Origin of the sequence: Micromonospora palomenae (assembly GCF_007829925.1) — a bacterium.
Taxonomy (GTDB): domain Bacteria; phylum Actinomycetota; class Actinomycetes; order Mycobacteriales; family Micromonosporaceae; genus Micromonospora; species Micromonospora purpureochromogenes.
This window is the reverse complement of the sequence record NZ_VIXA01000001.1, coordinates 1,115,002-1,138,768: the sequence shown is the minus strand read 5'-3', so window position 1 is coordinate 1,138,768 and position 23,767 is coordinate 1,115,002. Positions and strand designations below refer to the sequence as shown.

Genomic DNA, 23,767 nt, shown 5'->3' with positions numbered 1-23,767 from the left:
CCCCTAGCGTCTCCTGGCAGAGGCCGCGTCGTGACGCGGCGGAGCCGAAGGAGCACAGATGGCACTGACATCAGTACGGGGTCGAAGTCGGTTGGCGGTCCTCACCGCCGCCGTGGCGGCCCTGGTGACCGTGGCGGGCGCGCCGGCGCTCGCGGCGCCGGGCGTCGACCCGGCCGTCGTGGACCGCGACGCCGACCCGGGCACGAGCATCGACATCGCCAAGGTGGTCGCCACCCCGCCGATCCCGCCGAAGCCGGACGTGGTCCTGCTGGTCGACACGACCGGCAGCATGGGCACCGTCATCGGCGACGTGCAGGCCAACCTTCAGCAGGTCATCAACAACGTGCGGTCGGTGCAGCCGAGCGCGCAGTTCGCGGTGGCCTCCTACCGGGACGAGGGCGACGGCGCGGAGCTGTTCCGGGTCCGGCAGAACCTCACCGACGACGCGACCGCGCTGCAGAACGCGGTCAATGGGCTGTCGGCCGGCGGCGGCGGGGACACCCCCGAGGCGTGGGTGAACGGGCTGTTCCAGGTCTCCGACGGCGGGATCGCCTACCGCTCCGGCAGCAGCCGGATCGTGGTGCTCGTCGGCGACGCCCCCAGCCACGACCCGAGCGCCGGGCACACCCTGGCGCAGGCCACCGCGGCCCTGCAGGCCGACGAGGCGAAGGTGCTGGCGGTCAGCGTCAGCGGCGGAGGTGGTGGCCTGGACGTCAGCGGGCAGGCCAGCGCGGTGGTCGCCGCGACCGGCGGTCAGCTGGTCGGCAGCGCCCCGGAGACCGTCACCGACGCCATCCTCAGCGGGCTGCGGGACCTCGACGTCACCGTCACCCCGACGGTGACGTCCTGCGACCCGGGGCTGACCGTCACCTTCGACGCGGCCTCGCGTACCCAGCAGAGCGGCACGAACGTGCCGTTCGCCGAGACCATCGCGGTGGCCGGGAACGCCCCGCAGGGCGCCACCCTGCACTGCACGGTGGACTTCCTGCTCAACGGGCTTTCCGGTGGGCCGGCGTTCGTCGAGCAGATCAGCGTCACGGTCAACGACGTCACCCCGCCGGTGGTGGTCGTGGACGACCGGACCGTCGAGGCGACCAGCCCCGCCGGCGCGGTCATCACCTACCCGGCCTCGGCGACCGACAACGTCGACGGGCCGCTCACGCCGACGTGCGTGCCGCCGTCGGGCAGCACCTTCCCGCTCGGCGCCACCACGGTGACCTGCACCGCCACCGACGCGGCCGGCAACACCGGCAGCGACACCGCGACGATGCGGGTGGTCGACACCACCGCGCCGGCCACGGCGTGCGTGCCGACGAACAACCCGAGCGGGGAGAACATCCCCGGCTCGTACAACCCGGACGGCTTCTACCAGCTCACCTCGACCGACATCGTCGACACGGCGGTGGACGTCTACATCGGTGACAGCGCCGACCCGACGGTGAAGTTCGGTCCGTTCCCCGCCGGCACCAAGATCAAGCTGGTGCAGGCGCCGGGTGCCCAGTCCCGGGTCAAGGACGGCACCGGCGACGTCGACTACAAGGTGACCCTGCGCGGCGACGCGGTGATCACCGGCGTGGACAACTTCGGCAACAGCTCCACGGCGATCTGCCTGGTGGCCCCGCCGCCGAAGTGACCTGCGGCTGATCGGGTGCGGGGGCGGCCGTCGGCCGCCCCCGCGTCGTCAGCGGTGCCGGCTGGGCGAGTCGAACCGGCCGGCGCGGATCTCCCGCAGCGCCCGGCGGCGGACGTCCCCGGACAGGGTGTCGACGTAGAGGCGGCCGCGCAGGTGGTCGGTCTCGTGCTGCAACGCGCGGGCCAGGAAGCCGCTGCCGGAGATGGTCAGTGGTTCGCCGTGCCGGTCGGAGCCGTGCACGGTGGCGTGCATCGCCCGCCGGGTCGGGAAGTACAGCCCGGGGATGGACAGGCAGCCCTCGTCGTCGTCCTGCGACTCGTCGGACAGCTCGATCCGCGGGTTGATCATGTGTCCGCGGTGGCCGTCGGCGTCGTAGACGAACACCTGGGCGCTCACGCCGATCTGCGGCGCGGCCACGCCGGCCCGGCCGGGTGCGCCCAGCAGGGTGTCCATCAGGTCGTCGACCAGTTGCTGCAACTCGGCGTCGAAGCTGGTCACCGGTTCGCAGGCGGTGCGCAGGACGGGATCACCGATGATCCTGATGGGGCGTACGGTCATGCCGGAAAGGCTATCCGTGCGTCACGGCCGGCGGTGGCGCACCCCGGTTAGCGCTCGCCGACCAGGACGGCGACGCCGTCGAGGATGCGCGCCAGGCCGAACTCGAAGGCCCGCACGGGGTCGCCTGCCGCCTGGTACTCCTGTCCGGCGGCGGTGCCCACCCGGGCGGCGGTGGGGAACCGTCGCGGGTCCATCACCTTCTCCAGGTACGGCGCGTGCGCCCGCCACCACTGCTCGTCGGTCATGCCGGTGCGCTGCGCCGCCTGGGCGGCCTCCACCGCGCCGCGCACCGCGCCGTGGACGTACCCGTCGACGAGGGTGACCACGGCGTCCATCTCCAGGTCGGTCAGGCCGATGCCCTCGACCGCGCGCAGTTCGTACTCGTACTTGGCGGTGACGTTGGGGCCCAGGGGTGGGCGGGTGGTGGCGACCTGCAGCAGCCAGGGGTGGCGCAGGTAGAGCGCCCAGTTCTCCCGGGCGATCTGCTCCAGCCGGCCGCGCCAGCCGCCGGGGACCTCGGCGGGGCGGGCGGTCTCGCCGTAGACGGTGTCGAGCATGACGTCGAGCAGCTCGCCCTTGCCGGGCACGTGGGTGTAGAGCGACATGGTGCCGACCCCCAGGCGCTCGGCGACGCGGCGCATGGAGAGCGCGGCCAGTCCCTCGGTGTCGGCCACCTCGATGGCGGCTCGCACGATCCGGTCCACGCTCAGGTCGCCGCCCCGGCGGCTGGCCTTCTCGCTGGTGCGCCAGAGCAGGGCGAGGCTGCGCGCGGGGTCCCCGGTGCCGCTGTACTCGACGCTCATGCCGCCACCCTACCGACCCTCGTACCGTATGGTGTACGGTACGGCGCACGGTAACGGGGAGAGGGGCGTGCTCATGCGACGCGACGGACCGGTCATCGAGGCGGAGGGACTCCGCAAGCGCTACGGCGACACCGAGGCCCTGGCCGGGGTCGACCTGACCGTGGCCGGTGGCACGATCTGCGCGGTCCTCGGGCCCAACGGCGCCGGCAAGACCACCCTGGTGCGGATCCTGACCACCCTGCTGCGCGCCGACGCCGGCACCGCCCGGGTGGCCGGCCACGACGTGCGCCACCACCCCGACCGGGTCCGCGCCCACATCGGCCTGGTCGGCCAGCAGACCGCCGTCGACGAGGTGCTCGGCGGCCGGCAGAACCTGGTGCTCTTCGGCCGGCTGCACCACCTCTCCCCCGCCCGGGCCCGCGCCCGCGCCGACGAGCTGCTGGCCCGCTTCGGCCTCACCGACGCCGGCGACAAGCCGGTCGGGGCGTACTCCGGGGGGATGCGCCGCCGGCTGGACCTGGCCGCCGCGCTGATCCTCGACCCGCCCGTGCTGTTCCTCGACGAACCCACCACCGGCCTCGACCCGCGCGCCCGCGGCGACGTGCGCGACGCCGTCCGCGCGCTCGTCGCCGCCGGCACCACCGTCCTGCTCACCACCCAGTACCTGGAGGAGGCCGACCAGTTGGCCGACACGATCAGGGTCGTCGACCACGGCCGGGTCATCGCCGCCGGCAGCCCCGACGAACTCAAGTCCGACCTCGGCGGCGACCGGGTCGACGTGGTGCTGCACCACCCCGGCGACCTCGCCCGCGCCGCCGAGGTCATCGGTGCGGCCGCCGCCACCGCACCCCGCGTCGCCCCGGACGAGCTGCGGGTCAGCGTCACCACCACCGACCGGGTGAGCACCCTGGCGGCCGTGCTGCGCGCCCTGGCCGACGGGCGGCTGGAGGCGGCCGACGTGGCCGTGCGCCGACCCACCCTCGACGAGGTGTTCCTGCACCTCACCGCCGACCGGAACGAGGTGAGCGCGTGAGCACGCCGACCCTGGCGCTGCGCCGGGCCCGCTGGGCGCTCACCGACGCGGCCACCCTGACCGGGCGGGCCCTGGCCCACTGGGCGCGGCAACCCGGCCCGGTGATCGTCGCCCTGCTCTTCCCGGTGCTGCTGGTGCTGATGTTCGGCTACCTGCTCGGCGGGGCGATGGTGGTGCCCGGCGGTGGTGACTACAAGGAGTTCCTGCTGCCCGGCATGTTCGCCATGACCATGCTCTTTGGGGTGGAGGCCACCTACACGGCGGTGGCCACCGACGCCGCCCGCGGCGTCACCGACCGGTTCCGCTCCCTGCCGATGGCCCGCTCCGCGGTGGTCACCGGGCGGGCCGTCGCCGATCTGCTGCACGCCGTCGTCGCGCTGGCCGTCATGCTCGGCTGTGGCGCGCTGGTCGGCTGGCAGTGGCACCTCGGCGCCGGCCGGGCCCTCGCCGCCGTCGGGCTCCTGCTGCTGCTGCGCGCCGCGATGATCGTCCTCGGCATCCACCTGGCGCTGCTGCTGCGCGCGCCGGAGTCGGTGGCGGTACTGCAGATCCTGGTCTGGCCGCTGGGTTTCGCCTCCAACGTCTTCGTCGCCCCGGACACCATGCCCGGCTGGCTGGCCGCCGTCGCCCGGTGGAACCCGCTGTCGGCCACCGCGGCGGCCTGCCGGGAGCTGTTCGGCAACCCCGGCTGGGGCGGCGAGTCCTTCGCCGCGCAGCACGCCGTCGCCCTGGCGGTCGCCTGGCCACTGTTGCTGATCGCCGTCTGCGCACCGCTGGCCGTGCGCCGCTGGCGGAACCTGAGCAGGTGAGCACGCCGCCGCCGTGACCGGGACCGACCATCCGTGGTCGCGCGGTTCGACGGTGGTCGCCCCGCGCCCGTGCCCGGCGGCGACGACCGTGTGCGCCGGTCTCGTGCGCGTGGACCTGAATCGGCGCGGAGGACCGGGTGACCTCTCGCGACGCTGTCGAGCTGATGACGCCACCGGATCGCCCTGCCGGCGTGAGTCGTCCACGTCATCAGCTCGACAGCGTGCGCAGCTGCCCCCATGGGCGAGGTCTACGGCGTCCGCGCGCGCCCCCTGGGCGGCGGAGGCCGGCCACGGGCGGGGACCGGAGGCGCTCAGCCGGTGGCGAGCAGGGCGCGTACCGGGGCGGCCTTGGCCGCCGCCTCGGCGACCTCGGCGTCCGGGTCGCTGTCCCAGGTGATGCCCCCGCCGGCCCAGACGTGCAGCCGGTCGGCGTCGGCGGCCACGGTGCGGATGGTCAGACCCAGGTCGAGGCGACCCGGGCCGACCCAGCCCAACGCCCCCATGCTGGCGCCGCGCCCAACGGGCTCCAGGGCGGCGATCTCGGCCAGGGCGGCGAGCTTCGGCGCGCCGGTGACCGACCCGCCGGGGCAGGTCGCGCGCAGCAGGTCGGCCAGGCCCAGCCCGTCAGCCACCGCCGCGGACACGGTCGACTCGGCCTGCCACAGGTCGCACCAGCGGCGCACCGCGAACAGCTCGTCCACCCGCACCGACCCGGTGCGCGCCACCCGGGCCAGGTCGTTGCGTTCCAGGTCGACGATCATCACGTGCTCGGCGCGTTCCTTGGCCGAGGCGAGCAGTTCGCGACGTCCGGCCGCGGTGGCCGGGCGGGTGCCCTTGATCGGTCGGGTGATCACCCGACCGTCGGTCACCTCGACCAGGGTCTCCGGGGAGGCGCAGCCGATCGCCCAGCCGTCGCCGTGCAGGGTGCCGCCGTAGCGGGCGCCGGGCAGCGCGCCGAGCCGGGACAGCGCCGGTCGCGGGTCGCCGAGGTAGCGGGCGGCGGCGTGCCCGACGACGTTGACCTGGTACACGTCGCCGCGGGCGATGGCGGCGCGGACCGCGGTGACGGCGTCGGCGTGCTGCCGGGGGGTCCAGCTCTCCCGCCAGTCGCCCAGCCACCAGGCGGGGCCGGGCCGGGCGGTGCGCGCCGGGGCGGGCGGGGCGGTTGGGGACGGGTGGTGACCGTAAACGACCACGGCCAGCTCCGGCAGGGCCGGCGCCGGGGTGGGCGCGCCGCCTGCGGCGCCGATCATGCGGGCGCCGGCGGCGGCGGAGACGTACAGGGCGGCGCCGCAGACGCCGGTCGGCTGGTGGGTGGCGGGCCGGGCCAGGTCGGTCAGGTCGAGCCCGTGCGCGGCGAGGAACTGCTCGGCCAGCGTGGCTGGGTCGCCGCCGTCGGCCGGGCGCCACTCGTACCGGGCGCGTTCGACGAGCAGGCCGCGGCACGACGGCGGCGCGCCGGGTACGTCGATCAGCGGCCGTGGGAGCGTTTCCACGCCGGTCGGCCCATTCTTCCTCATCCGTTCAGTGGATTTCGGGTAAACATGACGGATGCCTGCTCGATTCCGCGCGCTCGACCTTGGTACTGTGCGTCACTGGTCATGTGAACCATGACACAGTGCCCCCACAGTCCGGAGAACCCGATGTGCCAGCACCAACCCACCTGCCCCTCCGCCGAGGCGACCGATCGCGAAGCCGCCCGCGTCATCGCCTGCTTCCGTGAGCAGGGCTGGAGCCTGCTCTGCAACGGTGTCATCGTCTTCGAGGACACCGGCGAACTGCTCCCCGACGGCAGCACCATCGCCCCGCACCGCGGGCCCGCCCGCCACGCTCTCGTCGCCTGATTCGACCACGCTCCGTCACAGGAGCAGGTCAACGGCACCAGGCTAGTCCCCCGGCCCGGGACCGCCCTCCCCAGGACCCACCGGCCGGGGCGGCACGACGTCCGCCCCGGCGCAGCGTACGGGTCACTCCTCGAAGGCCTCCGGCGACGGGCACGAGCAGACCAGGTTCCGGTCGCCGTACGCCCCGTCGATCCGCCGCACCGGCGGCCAGTACTTGCCCGCCCGGTCCACCCCGGCCGGGTACGCCCCGACCGACCGCGGGTACGGGTGCGGCCACGAGTCCCCGGCGACCATCGCCGCGGTGTGCGGGGCGTTGGCGAGCGGGTTGTCCCCCGCCGGCCACTCCCCGGCGCCCACCTTGTCGATCTCCGCGCGGATGGCGATCATCGCGTCGCAGAACCGGTCCAGCTCGGCCAGGTCCTCGCTCTCGGTCGGCTCGACCATCAGCGTCCCGGCCACCGGGAACGACATCGTCGGCGCGTGGAAGCCGTAGTCGATCAGCCGCTTGGCCACGTCGTCCACGCTCACCCCGGTGGCCTTCGTCAGCGGCCGCAGGTCCAGGATGCACTCGTGCGCCACCAGGCCCTTGTTGCCGGCGTACAGCACCGGGAAGTGGTTGCGCAGCCGCGCCGCCACGTAGTTCGCCGCCAGCACCGCCACCCCGGTCGCCCGGCTCAGCCCTTCGGCGCCCATCATCCGCAGGTACGCCCACGGGATCGGCAGGATCCCCGCCGAGCCGTACTTCGCGGCCGAGATCGCCGGCCGGCTGCCGACGTGCGCGCCCAGCGGGTCGCCGGGCAGGAACGGCGCCAGGTGCGCCCGCACCGCCACCGGACCCACCCCGGGGCCGCCACCGCCGTGCGGGATGCAGAACGTCTTGTGCAGGTTCAGGTGCGACACGTCCGCCCCGAACTTGCCGGGCTTGGCGAACCCGACCAGGGCGTTGAGGTTCGCCCCGTCGACGTACACCTGGCCGCCGGCGTCGTGCACCTTGGCGCACAGCGACGCGATGCCCGTCTCGTACACGCCGTGCGTCGACGGGTACGTCACCATGATCGCCGCCAGGGCGTCCCGGTGCTTGTCGATCTTCGCGTCGAGGTCGACCAGGTCGACGTTGCCGTCCGCGTCGCAGGCCACCACGACCACCCGCATGCCGGCCATCACCGCGCTCGCCGCGTTGGTGCCGTGCGCCGACGACGGGATCAGGCACACGTCGCGGTGCCCCGCGCCCCGGGAGGCGTGGTAGGAGCGGATGGCCAGCAGCCCCGCCAGCTCACCCTGCGAGCCGGCGTTGGGCTGCACGCTGACCGCGTCGTAGCCGGTCACCTCCGCCAGCCACGACTCCAACTGGCCGATCATGTCCCGGTAACCGGCGGTCTGCTCGTCCGGCGCGAACGGGTGCATGTGCGCGAACTCGGGCCAGGTGATCGCCTCCATCTCGGTGGTGGCGTTCAGCTTCATGGTGCACGAGCCCAGCGGGATCATGCCCCGGTCCAGCGCGTAGTCGAAGTCCGACAGCCGCCGCAGGTAGCGCAGCATCGCCGTCTCGGAGTGGTGGGTGCGGAACACCGGGTGGGTGAGGAAGTCGCTGGTGCGGGCCAGGGCCTCCGGCAGCGCCGCGTCGACGTCACCGTCGACCCCGTCGACGCCGAACGCCGCCCACACCGCCGCGAGGTGCTCGGCGGTGGTGGTCTCATCGCAGGAGATCCCCACCCGGTCGGCGTCGACCAGCCGCAGGTTGACCCGCCGCTCGGCGGCCGCCGCGACCACCTCGGCCGCCCGGCCCGGCACGGTCGCGGTGACGGTGTCGAAGAACGCGACGTCCGCGACCGGCACCCCGCCGGCGCGCAGCCCGGCCGCGAGCCGCGCCGCCATGTCGTGGGTACGCCGGGCGATCGCCCGCAGCCCGTCCGGGCCGTGGTACACGGCGTACATGCCGGCCATCACCGCCAGCAGCACCTGCGCGGTGCAGATGTTGCTGGTCGCCTTCTCCCGCCGGATGTGCTGCTCGCGGGTCTGCAACGCCAGCCGGTACGCCGGGTTGCCGTCGGCGTCGCGGGACACCCCGACCAGCCGGCCGGGCAGCATCCGCTCCAGACCCGAGCGGACGGCCAGGTAGCCGGCGTGCGGGCCGCCGAAGCCCATCGGCACCCCGAACCGCTGGGTGGTGCCCGCGGCGATGTCCACGCCGATCTCCCCCGGCGGGCGCAGCAGCGTCAACGCCAGCAGGTCCGCCGCGACGGTGACCAGCGCCCCCGCCGCGTGCGCCGCCGCCACCAGGGCGGCGTGGTCACGCACCGCGCCGGACGCGCCCGGGTACTGCAGGTGCAGGCCGAAGAACTCCGCCGGCAGCTCGTCGTGCTCGACGTCGAGCACCCGCACCTCGATGCCCAGCGGCTCGGCGCGGCTGGTGATCACCGCGATGGTCTGCGGCAGGGTGTCGGCGTCGACGACGTACACCGGGCTCTTGCTCTTGGACGCGCGGCGGGCGAGGGTCATCGCCTCGGCCGCGGCGGTGCCCTCGTCGAGCATCGAGGCGTTCGCGGTGGCCAGCCCGGTCAGGTCGGTGACCATGGTCTGGAAGTTCAGCAGCGCCTCCAGCCGGCCCTGGCTGATCTCCGGCTGGTACGGCGTGTACGCCGTGTACCAGGCCGGGTCCTCCAGCACGTTGCGGCGGATCACGGCGGGGGTGTGGGTGCCGTGGTAGCCCAGGCCGATCATCGACACGGCGACGGTGTTGCGGGCGGCCAGGGCGCGCAGCTCGGCGATCGCCTCCCGCTCGCTGGCCGGGTCGGGCAGGTCCAGGGTGCCGTGCCAGCGGATCACCTCGGGGATCGCCGCGTCCATCAGCTCGTCGATCGAGCCGTAGCCGACGGCCTCCAACATCCGGCGCTCGTCACCCGGATCGGGGCCGATGTGCCGGTCGGCGAACTTCTCTACGGTCATGCGCGGCGCTCCTGCGGGGGCGAGGTCGACAGGTCGGCCTCCCCCTGAGTCGCACCCGAAGGCGCTCCACAGTGCCTGCCCCCGCGGTCCTTTTGCCTGAGAGGTTCCGGGGAGGATATGCCCCTTCGGCGCCGCCCAATTGCCGTTTGGGCGGTCTCTCCCGCGTGGGTGGTACCGGCATGGTCAACGCTACCAGCGCCGGTGTTTCCCGCAGATGTCGTACCCCCCCGGGCAGCATCACCGGCACAGGGAGGTGTCATCGTGCACGAGCCAGCGACCCGACCGGAGGACCGGCCGCAGCCCACCCTGCGCAGCGGGGAGCTGGCGCTCACCTCCACCCGGCTCGACGACGGCGCCACCACCGCCGAGGTGGCCCGCCGCCAACCCGACGGCACCTGGCGTTGGGTGCTCGACCAGCCCCGCTTCGCCGTGCCACCGACGAGCTGACCGCCACCGGCGGCGGCACCGCCCGGGCTGAGCGCGGCACCGACGCGGCGCCCCGGGCTCGACGCGCCGCCGAGGCAGCGGCCCGGGTTCAGCGGCCCGCCGGCGTGGCGGCCGCCGGCACCGCACCGCCGGCCGGGCCGGCTGCCGGCACCCGCTCCGACAGGGGCGCGCCGGTGACCCGGTCGGCCAGCGCGGGCAGTAGCCGCCCCAGCGGCGCGTCGACGGTGATCGCCGCGTACCCGTCGCCGCGGGTCGGGCCCTGGTTGGCGATCACCACCGGGATGCCCAGTTTCGCCGCCCGCAGCACGAACCGCCGCCCCGACATCACCGTCAACGACGAGCCGAGCACCAGCAGCAGCCGCGCCGCGCCCACCATCGCGAAGCAGTGCGACACGCGCGGCGCCGGGACCGTCTCCCCGAAGAACACCACGTCCGGTTTCAGCATCCCGGTGCCGCAGAACGTGCAGTCGACCGTGCGGAACCCGGCCACCTGCTCGTCGGCGAGCTCCACGTCACCGTCGGGGTTGACCGCCCCGGCCGCCGCGTCGAACCCCGGGTTCGCCTCCCGCAGCCGGCGGTCCAGTTCCTCCCGCGAGGTGCGGTTGCCGCAGTCCAGGCACACCACCTCGTCGAGGCGGCCGTGCAGCTCCACCACCTGCGGGCTGCCCGCCGCCGTGTGCAGCCCGTCGACGTTCTGGGTGATCACCCCGTGGACCAGCCCGGCGTCCTGCAACCGGGCCACCGCCCGGTGCCCGTCGTTCGGCGCCGCCCGGGCGATCATCCGCCACCCCAGGTGGCTGCGCGCCCAGTACCGCCGCCGCGCCAGCGGGTCGCGGGTGAACGTCTGATAGGTCATCGGGCTGTGCCGGCGGGCCGCGCCGCTGGGCCCCCGGTAGTCGGGGATGCCCGACTCGGTGGACAGCCCCGCCCCGCTCAGCACCACGACACCACCACCGGCGACCAGGCCGGCCAGCGCGTCGATCGTCTCCGTCACCCGTCCATGCTGCCTCAGCGCCACCCCGGGCGGCGAGCGTAAGCCGGTGACCCTCGTCGCCGGCGGCTAGGTTGGCAGGTATGCGCGTCGTCATCGCCGGAGGCCACGGCAAGATCGCCCTCCTGCTGGAGCGGGAACTGGCCGGCAGGGGCGACCGCGCCGTCGGGCTGATCCGCAACCCCGACCACGCCGCCGCGCTGCGGGCCGTCGGCGCCCACCCCGTCCTGGCGGACCTGGAACACGCCGGCGTCGACGAGATCGCCGGGCACCTCGCCGGCGCCGACGCCGTGGTCTTCGCCGCCGGCGCCGGCCCCGGCAGCGGCGCCGCCCGCAAGGACACCGTCGACCGGGCCGCCGCCGTCCTGCTCGCCGACGCCGCCCAGGCTGCCGGGGTACGCCGCTACCTGCTCGTCTCCTCCATGGGGGTGGAGGACCCGCCGGCGCCCGGCAGGGACGAGGTGTGGGCGGCGTACCTGCGCGCCAAGAAGGCCGCCGAGGACGACCTGACCCGCCGCGACCTGGACTGGACGGTGCTGCGACCCGGCCGGCTCACCGACGACGCGCCCACCGGCCGCATCCACCTCGACCGGCGTGTCCCGCGCGGCGCGGTCACCCGCACCGACGTGGCCCGGGTCCTCGTCGCGCTGCTCTACCACCCGGGCAGCGCCGGCCGGATCCTGGAACTCGTCGACGGGGAGACCCCGATCGGCGAGGCCGTCGCCGCCGCCGGGCCGCCGCATCAGCCCCCTGCGTAACCGTCACCGGGAAGCCACGGCCCGGGCGGTGTCGCCGGCCCCGCCGCGCGGCTGGTCAGTCGAGGCAGAACTCGTTGCCCTCGGGGTCGGCCATCACGATGTGACCGGCACCGAGCGGGGGCGCCGGCTCGTGGCGCCTGAGCCGGGTGGCGCCGTGGCCGGTGAGCCGCTCGGCCTCCGCCTCCAGGGCCGCCATCCGCGCGTCGCCCTCGAGCCCGGGCGCGGCGCGCACATCGAGGTGCACGCGGTTCTTGGCCTGCTTGCCCTCCGGCACCCGCTGGAAGTACAGCCGCGGCCCGGAGCCCTCGGGGTCGACCACCGCGGAGGCGTCGTTGCGCCGCTCGGGCGGCACGCCCATCGCCTCCAGTGCCTGCTCCCACGACTGAAAGCCCCCGGGTGGGTCCTGCAACCGGTAGCCGAGGGTCTCGGCCCAGAAGGCCGCCAACGCGGCCGGGTCGGCGCAGTCGAAAGTGATCTGTACGTCGCGGGCCATCTCAGCTCGCCTCCTGTCGGGTCTGCCGGTAAGTGTGCCGGTAGAGGTCGCGGAGCAGGCACACCTCGGCCAGATGGTGGATCAGCTCGCGGTTGATGTGCAGCACCAGCGCTGCGAGCGGACGGTCGGCGTACGGTCCCTCCGCCTCACCGCACGGGCGGGCGAGGCCGGTTTCGCCGAGGGACTCCACCCCGGCCAGCCACGTGGCGTACTCCGTGTCGAGCTGGGCCAGCGCCGCGGCCGCGGTCGGGGCGTACGCGAACGACTGGTAGTCGGTGGGCGCGCGACCGAAGTGCGCGGCGTTGCGCACCGCGAGCACGCCGACGATGACGTGCCCGAGTCGCCAGGCGATCGTCGTGAACGGCGGCGGGTCGGGCTCCGGCATCGCGAAGTCGATGGTCATCGCGCCGGACCCGGCCTGCACCGGTGCGGCGCCGGTGCCGCGCGGGCGCACGCTCCAGCAGCCGGGTGTCGGCTCCCAGAAGTACTCGTCGTCCGTGAGCCCGTCGAGGCGATCGCGCAGCTGGGTGGTCCAGTGCCAGGCGAGCTGGTCCCGGAGCAGGGGATTCCAGTTCTGGTCGGTCATGGTGCCAGCCTCCCGCAGATAGCGGACAGGATCGTTCCGTGATTCATGCGACGATGGTCGGGTGACCGTCGAGGCGACGACCGAGCGGGTGCTGCGGTTACTGGCGATGCTGCAGCGGCGGCCGTCCTGGACCGCCGCCGAACTCGCCGCCGAGCTGAAGGTCACCGACCGCTCGGTGCGCCGCGACGTGGAGCGACTGCGCGCCCTGGGCTACCCCGTGCACGCGACGGCGGGCGTCGGCGGCGGCTACCAGCTCGGCGCGGGCACCCGGCTGCCGCCGCTGCTCCTCGACGACGAGGAGGCGATCGCGACGGCGGTCTCCCTGCGGATGGCGTCGGGCGGCACGGTCGCCGGGGCGGGCGAGGCGGCACTGCGGGCGCTCGCGAAGCTCGACCAGGTGATGCCGGCGCGGCTGCGCGCCGAGGTGCGGGCGGTGCACGGCGCCACCGACACCCTCGTCGGCCCCGGCGTGGAGATCGACGCGGAGCTGCTGGTGACGCTCGCGCGGGCCTGTCGCGACGCCGTGCGGGTGCGGTTCCGGTACGCCGGCCGCGACGGCGGGGAACGCGAGCGCACGGTCGAGCCGGTGCGGATGGTCACCACCGGCCGCCGCTGGTACCTGATGGCCCGGGACGTCGACCGCGACGACTGGCGCACCTTCCGGCTGGACCGGATGCACGAGGTGGTGGCGACGACCTGGCGCTTCCGGGCGAGGGAACATCCGGACCCGGTGGCCTACGTGCAGCGGTCCGTGACCGAGGCGCCGTACCGGTATCTCGCCCGGGTGCGGGTGCACGCCCGGCCCGACCGGGTGCGGGAGCTGGTGCCGCCCCAGGTGGGGCGCGTCGAGGACGACCGCGACGGGTGGTGCGTGCTCGTCGTCGGCGGGGACAACCTCGACTGGCTCGCCGCGCAGGTGGCCCGGCTGGGCTTCGAGGCGCAGGTGCTGGAGCCACCGGAGCTGCGGGAGGCCGCCGCCCTGCTCGCCCGCCGCCTCGCGGCGATGGCCGGGACCGGCTGACCGACCCCTGCGCGACAGCCCCGCGACAGCTAGCCGCCGAGGACGGCGCGCAGCTGGGCGCTCGCCCCGCCGGCCGCCGCCGCGTCGGCCCGCAGCTGCTCCGACTGCGCCGACAGGTGCGCCTGCCACCGGTCCAGCTGCTGCTGCGCCGCCGCCACCGCCGCCAGCGCCGCGGCGTGCCGCTCCTCCAGCTCCTGCAGCCGGCGCTGCACCTCCGGCGACGGCATACCCGCCGGCCCGACCGGCCCCACCGGCCCCGACGTGCTCAGGTCACCGGCGCGCCGGTGCGCCTCGGCGAGGATCTCGTCGGCCTGCCGGCGCGCGTCGGCGATGATCTCCGCGCCCTCGGCGCTGGCCTCACCGATCGTGCGGTTCGCCTCGTCCTGCGCCCGCATCGCCAGCTCCACCGCCATCGGATCCGGACCCTGCGGGGCGTTGCTCGGCAACGTGCCGTGCCGCAGCATCTCCACCTGGCTGAGCAGCCCGTGGTTCTCCCGCCGCTGCCGCTCCAACTCGTTGACCAGCAACGCGATCCGGTCGTCCGCCGTACGGATCACCACGGCGACCTCGTCGGCCGACAACCAGTGACTGCCCCGGAACCGCCGCGCCTCCAACATGGACAACTGGCGGGCCAGCTCTCCCTGGTCGGGCATGCCGGGCAAGGCGAGGCGGTCGGAGTGGTCGATGCTCATCGGGCACCTGTCCAGCTGAAGTCGCGCGGGGCAGCGTCGTCGGCCTCGGCGAGGGGCGGGTAGAGGGAGTGATCGTAACTCTCGGTCAGGATCTGCTCGGGCTGGACACCCGAGCGGGCCAGAATCGTGATCGTGTCCCGGGTCATCTCCGGGCTCCCGCAGACCAGCACCTCCGTGTCGGTCCACGGTCCCAACCGCACCGCCGTGTCGGCGGCCTTGCCGATCGCCCCCTGCCAACCCCACCCGATCTCCACCGTCGGCACGTACCGCAACCAGCTCGAGCCGCCGTTCTGCCACGCCGCCGCCGGAGGCATCGACGCCAACTGCGCCAACGCCTTGTCGTCGTACAGGTCGTCCGGGGTGCGACCCCCCACCACCAGCGTGGTGCGCCGCCCCTTGCCCTGCTGCAACGCCTCCACCACCGCCCGCAGCGGCGCCAGACCGGTGCCCCCCGCGATCAGCAGCAACGGCAGGTGCGGCGAACGGTCGTACGACGACAACGCCGTACCCGTCGGATGCCCCAACAGCAGCCGGTCCCCCGTGCGCAGCTTGCGCACCAGGTGGGTGGAGAACCGACCGGCGGCCCGCACGTGGAACTCGATCGTCCCGTCCGCCCGCGGCGCGTTCGCCGGCGACAGGTACCGCCAGGTCCGCAACTGCGGCACCTGCACCGGCAGCGACTGCCCCGGCAGGTAGTTGCACAGGTAGTTCGGACGGACCGTGAACACCGCGATGTCCGAGCGGCGCCGCTCCGCGCCCAGCACCTCCGCCTCCCAGTACGGCGGGGACGTCCGCTCCGCCTCCGCCGCCCCGGCGAGCATCAGCTTCGCCACCAGCTCGTACGCCGCCGCCCACTCCGCCTGCAACGCCGGCGTCCAGTACGGCCCGAGGAACCGCTCCAACGTCGCCAGCAGCGCCTGACCCACCCAGATGTAGTGCCGCTCCCCCAGCGCCACCGGGTTGCCCCGCTGGTCCTGGCCGTGGAACCGCCGGTGGTCCGCGCCCAACCGCTGCGCGAACGCCGTCAACGCCTGCGGGTCGTCCAGGTTGGTGATGATGTGGCCCAGCGCCTTGAGGAGCTTGTCCTCCTGGTACTGCATGTTCGTGGGGAACATCGACCGCGCCTCCGGCGCCACCACGAACAGCGTCGCGTAGAAGTACTTCGCCGCCTCCACACCGGCGGCCGAGAACTGCGTCCAACTCTGGCGCAGCGCCACGTTGTCCATGTTCCTCAGTCCTCCTGCACGCGGGCCGTGTCGTGACGCTCCCGAAGCGTCGTCTTCACCACGCCACTGGGGTCGTACACCCGGTCCGTTGGCCAGATGTTCGGGTTCGGCACCGCGGTGTCGTAGTAGCGGTGGTGCACCGCGTGCAACGCCGCCCACCCGACACTGCCGTTGAGCCACGACCAGTCACCGTGCACCGGCCGCCCCGCCCGCTCCTCCTGCGCACAGAACTTCATGAACAGCTCCGACTCGGTGTGCGGGTCCGACACCCGCACCCCCGCCAGCTTGAACGAGTGCAGCACCGCCTGGTTGATCACCAGCACCGCGTGCTCCCGCCACAGGGTGTCCTCGCGGCTGGTGTCCAAACCCAACCCGGCCGCCACCACCCGCAGCTGGTCGTACCGGTCCCGGTCGCCCATGTTGCGGGTGCCGATCTCGTCACCCAGGTAGTGGCCGTTGAACGGGGCGCAGCTGTAGTCCACCCCACCGATGCGCAGCCGCATGTTGCTGATCACCGGCAGGGCGTGCCACCGCAACATCAGATCCGCGAACCACGGATGCTCCGGATGCGACAGCGCGACCTCCCGCACCAGCTCCCGGGGCACGCTCACCACCGTCGGCTGCTCCTGCGCCGTCTCGATCACCCACGGCAGCAGGTCGAAGCGGCCCGGCACCGGCGGCGGCCGCCAACCCAACCGCCGCGCCGCCTCCGTCATCCCCACCTGCGCCGGGTCGCCCAGCACCGAACCGTCGTCGCGCCGGTGTCCGCAGTAGCGGATCAACTGGTCGTTCCAGATCCGCGCCCGCGGCCCCACCCCCGGCCGGTCCGGTGCGAACACCGTGACCACCGACTGGATCCGGCCGCCGTTGTCCCCCGCCGCCAGGTGCGCCGCCAACTCCTGCGCGATGCCCGCCACCGTCGTCACGTGCCGCCGGTCGCGGACCTTCAAGCCCGCCCACCGGATCCGGCCCACACAGCGCACCGACTGCCGCCACGCCACCTTCGCCCCGTACACCAGCTCGTCGCGGGTGTGCCGGTACGACCCGGTCAACGCGATCTCCTCGCGGGCCTCCGCCAACCGCGCCGCCAACCCCGGCAGCCGCCGCTCACCGTGGTACAGCTCCAGGAACTCCGCCGCCTCCGCGGCGATGTCCTCCGCGCGCTCCACGGCGGCACCGGCGCCCGCCGGCGCCCGGTGCGCCGGCGTACCGGTGACCGGACAGGAGGGTGCGGCATGGTCGGCGACAGCACTGCCGGCCCGTACGGAGCGGAGGCCGACATGGTGGTCAGTGTGCACTTCGGCTCGTTTCCCCGTCCTCTGGCAGGCCACGGCGCGACTCTCGCGCCGCCCCCACACATCAGCTCGGCACCACCCCACCAGCGGTCACTCACAGTGACGAGCCGGTGCCCTTGGTGATTGCCCTGGACAGGATTCCTGGGAACACCACAACTGTCAACAACACGACTCCAGGCGCGAGTGTGCACACCGGACAGTCGCCGCCGCCCGGCCTTACCGGCCAACGAAACCGGCCCGCCGGCACCCGACGATCAGAATCGATACGCCGTGTCGCAGGCGCGCAGCGGCGAACCGCCGCGCACCGCCACCGGCCGCGACACCACCTCAGGAAGGCAGACTCAGCCGGCCCGACGACGCGCCCGACGCGCCGCCAACTCGTCGCCCACCACATCCGACGCCGGCTCCGCGGGCTCCCCGCCACCGGGCGTCGCCGGCTCCGCCGGCAGGTGCGACAACGACCCCTGGATCTCCTTGAACGCGCCGCCGATCGCGATGCCGAACACGCCCTGGCCGCCCTGCAACAGGTCGACGACCTCCTCCGGCGACCGGCACTCGTACACCGTCGTGCCGTCCGAGATCAGCGTGATCCCCGCCAGGTCCTCCACGCCGCGCGACCGCAACGCCTCGATCGCCTTGCGAATGTTCTGCAGGGACACCCCGGCGTCCAGCAACCGCTTCACGACCTTCAACACCACCAGGTCGCGGAACGAGTACAACCGCTGCGTCCCCGAACCCGACGCGTCGCGCACGCTCGGCACCACCAGCGCCGTCCGCGCCCAGTAGTCCAACTGCCGGTAGCTGATCCCCACCGCGTGGCAGGCCGTCACACCCCGGTAACCAACCGAACCGTCACCGTCCGTGCCCACCGGCGACGACACCACACCCGGCTCGCCCCGCTCCACACCTGGCTCAGGATCCCGCGGCTCGTGCATCCCGACAACCTCCCCGTCAGTGCGGTGACACGTCGTTTCCGGGACGTGCACCCCTCGACACGGCAACCCTAGCGCCGCGCGCAGGGGTTACCGCGGAGGAACGGTCGCGACACGCCGCGCAGCGGCACGACGCACACCACACACACCCGGGACGTCACCCACAGTGACGCCCCGACAGAAAATGACCGGGGCTCGACCCTCAGCCGGCGAAATCCTCCGGACGCACCTGCTCCAGGAACTCGCGGAACTTCTCCACCTCGTCCTCCTGCTCGTCGGGAATCACGATCCCCGCCTCGCTGAGGACCTGCTCGGCACAACGAATCGGAGCACCCACCCGCAACGCCAACGCGATCGAATCGCTCGGCCGGGCCGACACCCGCACGCCGTCCCCGATCAGCAGATCGGCGTAGAAGACGTTCTCCTTCAACTCGGTGATCTCCACCGCCCGCAACGGCGCCTTCAACGCCGCCAGCACGTCCCGCAACAGATCATGCGTCAACGGCCGGGCCGGCTTGACCCCCTGCTGCTCGTAGGCGATCGCCGTCGCCTCCACCGCACCGATCCAGATCGGCAGGTAGCGGTCCCCCTCGACCTCCCTGAGCAGGACGATCGGCTGGTTGCTGGGCAGCTCCACCCGAACTCCGACCACGCTCAGCTCGCGCACCGCCGCCTCCGTGTCGTTGTCACCTACGCCCGCACCGCGCCCTTCCCTGCACGGTACACGGACCGCGACACGGTCGTCCCATGCGCACCAGCACCACGCCCCGGGCCGGAAAAGGGTTACCCCGGCAAGCCTACGACACGCTTCCCGGGGCAGATCTTTCCGCACGACACCTCGACGACCGGCTCACCGACCCAACGTCGAGCGCAACCCCACCCGCACCAACGCGGCATGCAACTGCTGCGACAGCGCCATCAACTCCCGCGCCGTCTCCGCCGCCCGCGCCCGCGCCGCCGGATCACTCTGCCGCGCCAACGGCGCCACCAACTGAGCGAACAGACCGACCTCACGATCCGCCGCCGACCGGTACGCCCGCAGGTGCCGCGGCTCCAACCCGTACGCCGCCAGACCCGCCACCGCCCGCGCGATGATCAACGCGTCCGCGTCGTACCAGCCCGGCGGATCCGACACCAGCACACCGAGGCGCTCCAACTCGGCCAACGTCGACTCGTCGACCCCGCTGTGCGCCACCAGATCCGCCCGCCCGAGTCGCACCTGCGACGACTCGGGCTCCTCCACCGCACGGCCCGGCACCTCACCACCCGGACCCACCGCCACCAACGTCGGCCGCTGCCGGCCCGGGCCGTCAGCACCGGCGTCCCACTCGGCCAACTGGTCACGGATCACCCGCAACGGCAGATACTGATCCCGCTGCGCGGTCAACACGAACCGCAGCCGGGCCACGTCGTCCCAGCTGTACTTCCGGTAACCCGCCGCCGTCCGCTGCGGCTCCACCAGACCCTCGGCCTCGAGGAACCGCAACTTCGAGATGGTGACGTCCGGGAACTCCGCCCGCAACTGCCCCAGCACCTCGCCGATGCTCATCAGCGGATGCGCACGGGCCGCACCGGGCGGCGAGGAAGCCGCAGGCTCGTTCACCCCCGGCCGGCCTCCTCCTCCGGGCGCGGACCGGCGATGAACACCACCCGGAACTTACCGATCTGCACCTCGTCACCATTGCTCAACGTGGCCGCCTCGACCCGCTCCCGGTTCACGTACGTGCCGTTGAGGCTGCCCACGTCCCGCACCGTGAACGTGCCACCGTCCCGGTGGAACTCCGCGTGCCGCCGCGACACCGTCACGTCGTCGAGGAAGATGTCACTGTCCGGGTGCCGGCCACTCGTGGTCACGTCATGGTCCAGCAGGAACCGGGCACCCGCGTTCGGGCCACGACGAACCACCAGCAGCGCCATTCCCGGCGGCAACGAGCCGGACATCCGGCTCGGCACCACATCGGTGTCCGGACCTTCCAGCACTTCGTCCAACGAACCGAGATTGAGCGTCGAAGTGACGTCGAGCGGGGGGAACTCGTCGCCTGGGCGCGTCATGGGACCACCTCACGGATCTGTTCGGTCAGCGTCGGGGTAATGGCGGGTCTGGCCGCCGGGCAGTCGCACACCCGGCGGCTGGCTCCCCGTGCCCGGGAAGGCAATTACACAACGCTCAACTATTGGGGTTCTCGGTCGACTGGGCGAGCCTAGCCAGCGCCGAAATGCAGGGCAACCGGACGCGCGGACAACACCCCCGCGCCCGGGCAGGGCAACACTCAGCTCTCGGTCAGCTCGCGGTACGCACCGGCGGTCAGCAAACCGTCCAGCGCCGACGGATCGTCCGGCGTGATCTCCAACAGCCAACCCGCACCGTACGGGTCCGTGTTGATCACCTCGGGCGTGTCGCCCAGCGCCTCGTTCCGCGCCGCCACCGTCCCGCTCACCGGGGCGTAGATCTCCGACACGCTCTTGGTCGACTCGATCTCACCCAGCGGCTCACCGGCCGCCACCACCGCACCCTCGTCGGGCAACTGGACGAACACGATGTCACCCAACGCGTCCTGCGCGAAGTGGGTGATGCCGACGCGGAGCGTGCCGCCGTCGGCGCCGACCACCCACTCGTGCTCGGCGGTGTAACGCAGATCCTCAGGAATCACCAGACGCGTCCTTCATCCATCGGTGCGCCGGAGGTGATCCGACGCGGCCGCGCCGGTCAGGAGACCGGACGGGCGTGTTCCAGCTTCATCGGCGCGTGCAGCGCCGAAACCTCGGCAACCCCACGCTCATCAACGTTCACGGTACCGCCGTCACCCGCGACCGATGCGGCCACCCCGCCCGGAATCTTCAGCGCCGTCTCCATCGTCTTCGGATCACCGATCACCGTGATCGTGAACGGACCCGACAACGACCGCCCGTCCACCACCAACGAGCCGCCCGGCCCGTCCAGGAAGTACGTCGACGCGATGATCCGCACCGGCGACCCGCCACTGCCGGAGATCTGCATCGCCTCCGCGCCCGCGCCCCGCAACTCCTGCACCGCGTCCAGGATCCGGTCCGCCCGGATCGGCTTGCCCGCACCCGGCCGGAACTCCACACTCAGCCCCGGACCCCGCGCCGGCAACGTCCCCGCCAGGATCCCCAGCTCGTCCGCCCGCCGCCGCGCCTCGTCCAACGCCGCCTGCCGACCCTGCTCACCCGAGCGCAACTGCCGCTGGCTCTCCTCCAGCGCCTCGATGTCCTGCTGGAGCCGTTTCTCCCGGGAATCCAGATCCGAGAAGATCCGGACCAGGTCCTCCTGCCGGGTCGCCGCCAGCGTCGGATCCGTCGACGTCGTCTTGAACTGCACCACCAGGGTGAACCCGAGCAACGCCAGCAACACCGTGATCATCACGCCCGCGGAGGTCCACCGGCGACCCGCCGGCACCGGGGCCACGGCCACCCGCTCAGCCTCGACGGGCTCCGGGTCGACGCGCTCCGGGTCGGCCTCGGGCCGTTCCGGGTCCACCTCGGCGGGGTCGGCCTCGATGCGCTGCGTCTCGGCCTCCTCCGCCGGCGGCGACGCCGGCGACTCCTGCCGCGCCGGCTCCTGCGCCGGCGGCACCAACGGACTCAACTCGTCCGGATCCGGGGCGTCCGGCCGGGGATCCGGCTCACCCGCCGGCCCCGACGGCCGGCGCGGCTCCGCCGGCTGCGGCCATCCCGTCCCGGTGTCGCGCTGCTCGTCGCTCATCGCCACAAACCTACGCCCGGAACAGGTGACGACGGATGGCAGCCACGTTGCCGAAGATCCGCACCCCGAGCACGACCACCACACCGGTGGAGAGCTGACCGCCCACCCCCAGCTGGTCACCCAGGTACACGATCAGACCCGCCACCAGCACGTTCGAGATGAACGACACCACGAACTGCTTGTCGTCGAAGATCCGGTCCAGCTTCGCCCGCACCCCGCCGAACACCGCGTCCAGCGCCGCCACCACCGCGATCGGCAGATACGGCTGCAACGCGGCGGGCACGGTCGGGTCCAGGTAGATCCCGAGAACCACACCGGCGAGCAGCGCCAGCACCGCGATCATCGGACACCTCCGGAGGGGCGGGGGGACGTACCCGAACCGGACGGCCCGGGACTCGCCGAACGGTCGCCCGAACCCGACGGCGACGGGCTCGGACTGACCGAAGGCTGCGCGTAGCGTAGCCGCGGCTCCGGCGCGGCCGGCAGGGTGAGGTCGTCCGCGTCCCGGACCTGGAAAGACAGGCCGGTCTCCTTCGCCACCCGCCGCATCAGGTACGCCGCCCGGCTCTCCTCGAACTTGTCGCGCATCGACCCCGGCCCGATCGCCGTCACCTCGTACGGGCTCGTCACCGGGCGGAAGTCCACCAGGATCGCCGCACCCGCCGACCGGATCGTCGACGTCGCCGTCAACCGCTGACCGTTGATCGCCACCGCCTCCGCACCGGAGGCCCACAGGTCGTTGGCCACCTTCTGCAGGTCGGTGTAGATCACCCGGGGCGGACCCGCGTCCGAGTCACCGGAGACCGCGTCGTCGTCCTTCGGCTCCGCGTCGGCCAGCCGGACCACCACCCCGTCGCCCCGTACCCGGCCCAGACCGGTCCCCGCCTCCAGGTTGCGCAACCGGGCCGCCTGCGAACCGCTCAGCGCGGCGTCACGCTGCCGACCCACCTCCTCGCGCAGCCGGTCCGCGCGGGCGGTCATCTCGTCGGTCTCGCTCTCCCGCTGCTTGATCTGCGCGATCAGGCCGGCGCGGGCCTGGCTGCGGCTCGGCTCCTCCGCCATCGTCTCCCGGTAGGCCACCGCGAACAGGAAACCGACCACCGCGATCACCACGACGCTCACCGCGCGCGCGGAGACGCCCCGCCACCCCGCCGGGGCCGGCGACTCCCGGCGCCGGGCGGCCGCGTCGGCGTAGCCCGGATCCAGCGGATTGCGGAACAGCTCGGTCAGGAAGTCAGGGGTGAAGGCCCGGGTGGTACGCCCACCGGAGTCCGGCGGCGCGCTCATGCCGCCGCTCCCCCGGAGCGGGCCCGCACGGACCGGACCAGCCGGGCCGCCTGCACCACGTACATGGCGCCGGCCACCCAGTAGAGCACCAGGCCCCACCAGGCCAGGCCCCAGCCGATCGCCCCGGCGGCGGTGGCCACCGACTCCGACGCGGTGCCCAGCAGCAGGATCGGGAAGGCGGCCAGCAGCAGGAAGGTGGCCGTCTTACCCACGTAGTGCACCGGCGGCGGGCCGTACCCGTGTCGGCGCAGCACCGCCAGCGAACCGACCAGCAACAGCTCCCGGGCCAGCAGCGCGGCGGTGAACTGCCACGGCACCACCTCGCGGGCGGTGAAGGCGAGCAGCGTCGCGAGGATGTAGAGCCGGTCGGCGAACGGGTCGAGCAGCTCGCCGAGGCGGCTGACCTGGCGGAGGCGCCGGGCGATCCACCCGTCGACCCAGTCGGTGGTGCCGCCGACGGCCAGCACCACGATCGCCGCCACGTCGGCCTCCACCACCAGGAACAGATAGAGGAACAGCGGGACGCCGAGCAGCCGGACGAAGCTGATCAGGTTCGGCAGGGTCAGCACCCGGTCGCCGACGGCGGTGCCGTCCGTGCCCTGCGGGTGCTCTGCCCGAGCCGGCCGACGCGACACCGAACCTCCTCCGCAGCACGGACCGGACGCCTCCTGGGCGCCTCGGCGGGACGT

26 protein-coding genes and 1 riboswitch are annotated in these 23,767 nt (G+C 73.3%); of the genes, 7 read left to right on the top strand and 19 right to left on the bottom strand.

Annotated features, from left to right (window positions below; all coding sequences use genetic code 11):
- Positions 1-58: 58 nt before the first annotated feature.
- Entirely contained in the window at positions 59-1,633 is a 1,575-nt protein-coding gene (locus FHX75_RS05140; RefSeq protein ID WP_154936895.1) for a VWA domain-containing protein, read from the top strand.
- A gap of 48 nt (positions 1,634-1,681) precedes the next feature.
- On the opposite strand, the gene def is transcribed toward FHX75_RS05140, so the two are convergent.
- Together def and FHX75_RS05130 are read right to left on the bottom strand one after the other, a co-directional pair.
- Positions 1,682-2,191 (bottom strand): peptide deformylase, encoded by a 510-nt coding sequence (gene def / locus FHX75_RS05135; protein WP_154936894.1) that lies wholly within the window; start codon positions 2,189-2,191, stop codon positions 1,682-1,684.
- 47 nt (positions 2,192-2,238) lie between these two features.
- Complete coding sequence (locus FHX75_RS05130; protein WP_154936893.1) at positions 2,239-2,994, bottom strand: TetR/AcrR family transcriptional regulator; 756 nt, start codon at positions 2,992-2,994, stop codon at positions 2,239-2,241.
- Between the two features lie 73 nt (positions 2,995-3,067).
- Between FHX75_RS05130 and FHX75_RS05125 the strand changes: the two genes are divergently transcribed.
- Both FHX75_RS05125 and FHX75_RS05120 read left to right on the top strand, forming a co-directional pair.
- Complete coding sequence (locus FHX75_RS05125; protein WP_154938818.1) at positions 3,068-4,027, top strand: ATP-binding cassette domain-containing protein; 960 nt, start codon at positions 3,068-3,070, stop codon at positions 4,025-4,027.
- The gene (locus tag FHX75_RS05120) at positions 4,024-4,836 is read left to right on the top strand and encodes an ABC transporter permease (protein ID WP_246157660.1); all 813 of its coding nucleotides are present in this window, start codon (positions 4,024-4,026) and stop codon (positions 4,834-4,836) included. The genes FHX75_RS05125 and FHX75_RS05120 overlap by 4 nt, the downstream gene beginning before the upstream one ends.
- Positions 4,837-5,147: 311 nt before the next feature.
- Here the strand turns inward: FHX75_RS05120 and FHX75_RS05115 are convergent, their stop codons facing one another.
- On the bottom strand, positions 5,148-6,356 hold the full coding sequence (locus FHX75_RS05115; RefSeq protein WP_154936892.1) for a chorismate-binding protein: 1,209 nt from the start codon (positions 6,354-6,356) through the stop codon (positions 5,148-5,150).
- A 123-nt stretch (positions 6,357-6,479) separates the two neighbouring features.
- Here FHX75_RS05115 and FHX75_RS05110 point away from each other — a divergent pair, with 123 nt between their 5' ends.
- Complete coding sequence (locus tag FHX75_RS05110; RefSeq protein WP_088962150.1) at positions 6,480-6,680, top strand: DUF5999 family protein; 201 nt, start codon at positions 6,480-6,482, stop codon at positions 6,678-6,680.
- Between the two features lie 123 nt (positions 6,681-6,803).
- On the opposite strand, the gene gcvP is transcribed toward FHX75_RS05110, so the two are convergent.
- Positions 6,804-9,626, bottom strand: a complete 2,823-nt coding sequence (gene gcvP, locus FHX75_RS05105; RefSeq protein ID WP_154936891.1) for an aminomethyl-transferring glycine dehydrogenase — start codon at positions 9,624-9,626, stop codon at positions 6,804-6,806.
- A 74-nt stretch (positions 9,627-9,700) separates the two neighbouring features.
- Positions 9,701-9,799, bottom strand: a riboswitch (glycine riboswitch).
- An 88-nt stretch (positions 9,800-9,887) separates the two neighbouring features.
- Between gcvP and FHX75_RS05100 the strand changes: the two genes are divergently transcribed.
- Positions 9,888-10,073 carry a hypothetical protein gene (locus tag FHX75_RS05100; RefSeq protein WP_211364333.1) on the top strand — a complete coding sequence of 62 codons (186 nt, stop codon included), beginning with the start codon at positions 9,888-9,890 and terminating at the stop codon, positions 10,071-10,073.
- 88 nt (positions 10,074-10,161) lie between these two features.
- Here the strand turns inward: FHX75_RS05100 and FHX75_RS05095 are convergent, their stop codons facing one another.
- Entirely contained in the window at positions 10,162-11,067 is a 906-nt protein-coding gene (locus tag FHX75_RS05095; RefSeq protein ID WP_154936890.1) for an NAD-dependent protein deacetylase, read from the bottom strand.
- Positions 11,068-11,147: 80 nt separating this feature from the next.
- On the opposite strand from FHX75_RS05095, the gene FHX75_RS05090 reads away from it, so the two are divergent.
- Positions 11,148-11,822, top strand: a complete 675-nt coding sequence (locus FHX75_RS05090; RefSeq protein WP_154936889.1) for an NAD(P)H-binding protein — start codon at positions 11,148-11,150, stop codon at positions 11,820-11,822.
- A 55-nt stretch (positions 11,823-11,877) separates the two neighbouring features.
- On the opposite strand, the gene FHX75_RS05085 is transcribed toward FHX75_RS05090, so the two are convergent.
- Positions 11,878-12,315, bottom strand: a complete 438-nt coding sequence (locus FHX75_RS05085) for a VOC family protein (protein WP_154936888.1) — start codon at positions 12,313-12,315, stop codon at positions 11,878-11,880.
- A 1-nt stretch (position 12,316) separates the two neighbouring features.
- Positions 12,317-12,901: a DinB family protein gene (locus FHX75_RS05080; RefSeq protein WP_154936887.1), complete on the bottom strand. Its 585-nt coding sequence runs from the start codon at positions 12,899-12,901 to the stop codon at positions 12,317-12,319.
- 61 nt (positions 12,902-12,962) lie between these two features.
- Between FHX75_RS05080 and FHX75_RS05075 the strand changes: the two genes are divergently transcribed.
- A complete protein-coding gene (locus FHX75_RS05075) occupies positions 12,963-13,922 on the top strand; it encodes a helix-turn-helix transcriptional regulator (protein WP_154936886.1) in 960 nt (319 codons plus the stop codon).
- Between the two features lie 29 nt (positions 13,923-13,951).
- On the opposite strand, the gene FHX75_RS30565 is transcribed toward FHX75_RS05075, so the two are convergent.
- The 12 genes from FHX75_RS30565 to clsA form a co-directional block, all read right to left on the bottom strand.
- Positions 13,952-14,614 (bottom strand): DivIVA domain-containing protein, encoded by a 663-nt coding sequence (locus tag FHX75_RS30565; RefSeq protein WP_170285286.1) that lies wholly within the window; start codon positions 14,612-14,614, stop codon positions 13,952-13,954.
- On the bottom strand, positions 14,611-15,840 hold the full coding sequence (locus tag FHX75_RS05065) for a globin domain-containing protein (protein WP_154936885.1): 1,230 nt from the start codon (positions 15,838-15,840) through the stop codon (positions 14,611-14,613). The genes FHX75_RS30565 and FHX75_RS05065 overlap by 4 nt, the downstream gene beginning before the upstream one ends.
- A gap of 5 nt (positions 15,841-15,845) precedes the next feature.
- Complete coding sequence (locus tag FHX75_RS05060; RefSeq protein ID WP_154936884.1) at positions 15,846-17,009, bottom strand: nitric oxide synthase oxygenase; 1,164 nt, start codon at positions 17,007-17,009, stop codon at positions 15,846-15,848.
- 467 nt (positions 17,010-17,476) lie between these two features.
- The gene (locus FHX75_RS05055; RefSeq protein WP_211364332.1) at positions 17,477-18,070 is read right to left on the bottom strand and encodes a MerR family transcriptional regulator; all 594 of its coding nucleotides are present in this window, start codon (positions 18,068-18,070) and stop codon (positions 17,477-17,479) included.
- Between the two features lie 199 nt (positions 18,071-18,269).
- Positions 18,270-18,734: a bifunctional nuclease family protein gene (locus FHX75_RS05050; protein WP_088962140.1), complete on the bottom strand. Its 465-nt coding sequence runs from the start codon at positions 18,732-18,734 to the stop codon at positions 18,270-18,272.
- 183 nt (positions 18,735-18,917) lie between these two features.
- Entirely contained in the window at positions 18,918-19,616 is a 699-nt protein-coding gene (gene ftsR, locus FHX75_RS05045) for a transcriptional regulator FtsR (protein WP_211364331.1), read from the bottom strand.
- 50 nt (positions 19,617-19,666) lie between these two features.
- Positions 19,667-20,119, bottom strand: coding sequence for an oxoglutarate dehydrogenase inhibitor Odhl (gene odhI, locus FHX75_RS05040; RefSeq protein WP_088962138.1), 453 nt, complete (start codon positions 20,117-20,119; stop codon positions 19,667-19,669).
- 218 nt (positions 20,120-20,337) lie between these two features.
- The gene (gene gcvH, locus FHX75_RS05035) at positions 20,338-20,718 is read right to left on the bottom strand and encodes a glycine cleavage system protein GcvH (RefSeq protein ID WP_088962137.1); all 381 of its coding nucleotides are present in this window, start codon (positions 20,716-20,718) and stop codon (positions 20,338-20,340) included.
- Positions 20,719-20,774: 56 nt separating this feature from the next.
- Entirely contained in the window at positions 20,775-21,791 is a 1,017-nt protein-coding gene (locus tag FHX75_RS05030) for a DUF881 domain-containing protein (protein ID WP_154936882.1), read from the bottom strand.
- Positions 21,792-21,801: 10 nt separating this feature from the next.
- Positions 21,802-22,134 (bottom strand): small basic family protein, encoded by a 333-nt coding sequence (locus FHX75_RS05025; protein WP_067311500.1) that lies wholly within the window; start codon positions 22,132-22,134, stop codon positions 21,802-21,804.
- Positions 22,131-23,078 carry a DUF881 domain-containing protein gene (locus tag FHX75_RS05020; protein WP_154936881.1) on the bottom strand — a complete coding sequence of 316 codons (948 nt, stop codon included), beginning with the start codon at positions 23,076-23,078 and terminating at the stop codon, positions 22,131-22,133. Before FHX75_RS05020 ends, FHX75_RS05025 begins: the two co-directional genes overlap by 4 nt.
- On the bottom strand, positions 23,075-23,713 hold the full coding sequence (gene clsA, locus FHX75_RS05015; RefSeq protein WP_154936880.1) for a cardiolipin synthase ClsA: 639 nt from the start codon (positions 23,711-23,713) through the stop codon (positions 23,075-23,077). The genes FHX75_RS05020 and clsA overlap by 4 nt, the downstream gene beginning before the upstream one ends.
- Positions 23,714-23,767: the final 54 nt, after the last annotated feature.

Bases quoted from the DNA above. Each gene is read 5' to 3' on its own strand.
- FHX75_RS05020 (WP_154936881.1), bottom strand. From the start codon at position 23,078: ATGAGCGCGCCGCCGGACTCCGGTGGGCGTACCACCCGGGCCTTCACC.
- ftsR (WP_211364331.1), bottom strand. From the start codon at position 19,616: ATGAGCATCGGCGAGGTGCTGGGGCAGTTGCGGGCGGAGTTCCCGGAC.
- FHX75_RS05055 (WP_211364332.1), bottom strand. From the start codon at position 18,070: ATGCACGAGCCGCGGGATCCTGAGCCAGGTGTGGAGCGGGGCGAGCCG.
- FHX75_RS30565 (WP_170285286.1), bottom strand. From the start codon at position 14,614: ATGAGCATCGACCACTCCGACCGCCTCGCCTTGCCCGGCATGCCCGAC.
- FHX75_RS05025 (WP_067311500.1), bottom strand. From the start codon at position 22,134: ATGATCGCGGTGCTGGCGCTGCTCGCCGGTGTGGTTCTCGGGATCTAC.
- FHX75_RS05130 (WP_154936893.1), bottom strand. From the start codon at position 2,994: ATGAGCGTCGAGTACAGCGGCACCGGGGACCCCGCGCGCAGCCTCGCC.
- gcvP (WP_154936891.1), bottom strand. From the start codon at position 9,626: ATGACCGTAGAGAAGTTCGCCGACCGGCACATCGGCCCCGATCCGGGT.
- def (WP_154936894.1), bottom strand. From the start codon at position 2,191: ATGACCGTACGCCCCATCAGGATCATCGGTGATCCCGTCCTGCGCACC.
- FHX75_RS05080 (WP_154936887.1), bottom strand. From the start codon at position 12,901: ATGACCGACCAGAACTGGAATCCCCTGCTCCGGGACCAGCTCGCCTGG.
- FHX75_RS05125 (WP_154938818.1), top strand. From the start codon at position 3,068: ATGCGACGCGACGGACCGGTCATCGAGGCGGAGGGACTCCGCAAGCGC.
- odhI (WP_088962138.1), bottom strand. From the start codon at position 20,119: ATGACGCGCCCAGGCGACGAGTTCCCCCCGCTCGACGTCACTTCGACG.
- FHX75_RS05085 (WP_154936888.1), bottom strand. From the start codon at position 12,315: ATGGCCCGCGACGTACAGATCACTTTCGACTGCGCCGACCCGGCCGCG.
- FHX75_RS05065 (WP_154936885.1), bottom strand. From the start codon at position 15,840: ATGGACAACGTGGCGCTGCGCCAGAGTTGGACGCAGTTCTCGGCCGCC.
- FHX75_RS05090 (WP_154936889.1), top strand. From the start codon at position 11,148: ATGCGCGTCGTCATCGCCGGAGGCCACGGCAAGATCGCCCTCCTGCTG.
- FHX75_RS05115 (WP_154936892.1), bottom strand. From the start codon at position 6,356: ATGAGGAAGAATGGGCCGACCGGCGTGGAAACGCTCCCACGGCCGCTG.
- FHX75_RS05030 (WP_154936882.1), bottom strand. From the start codon at position 21,791: ATGAGCGACGAGCAGCGCGACACCGGGACGGGATGGCCGCAGCCGGCG.
- FHX75_RS05140 (WP_154936895.1), top strand. From the start codon at position 59: ATGGCACTGACATCAGTACGGGGTCGAAGTCGGTTGGCGGTCCTCACC.
- FHX75_RS05110 (WP_088962150.1), top strand. From the start codon at position 6,480: ATGTGCCAGCACCAACCCACCTGCCCCTCCGCCGAGGCGACCGATCGC.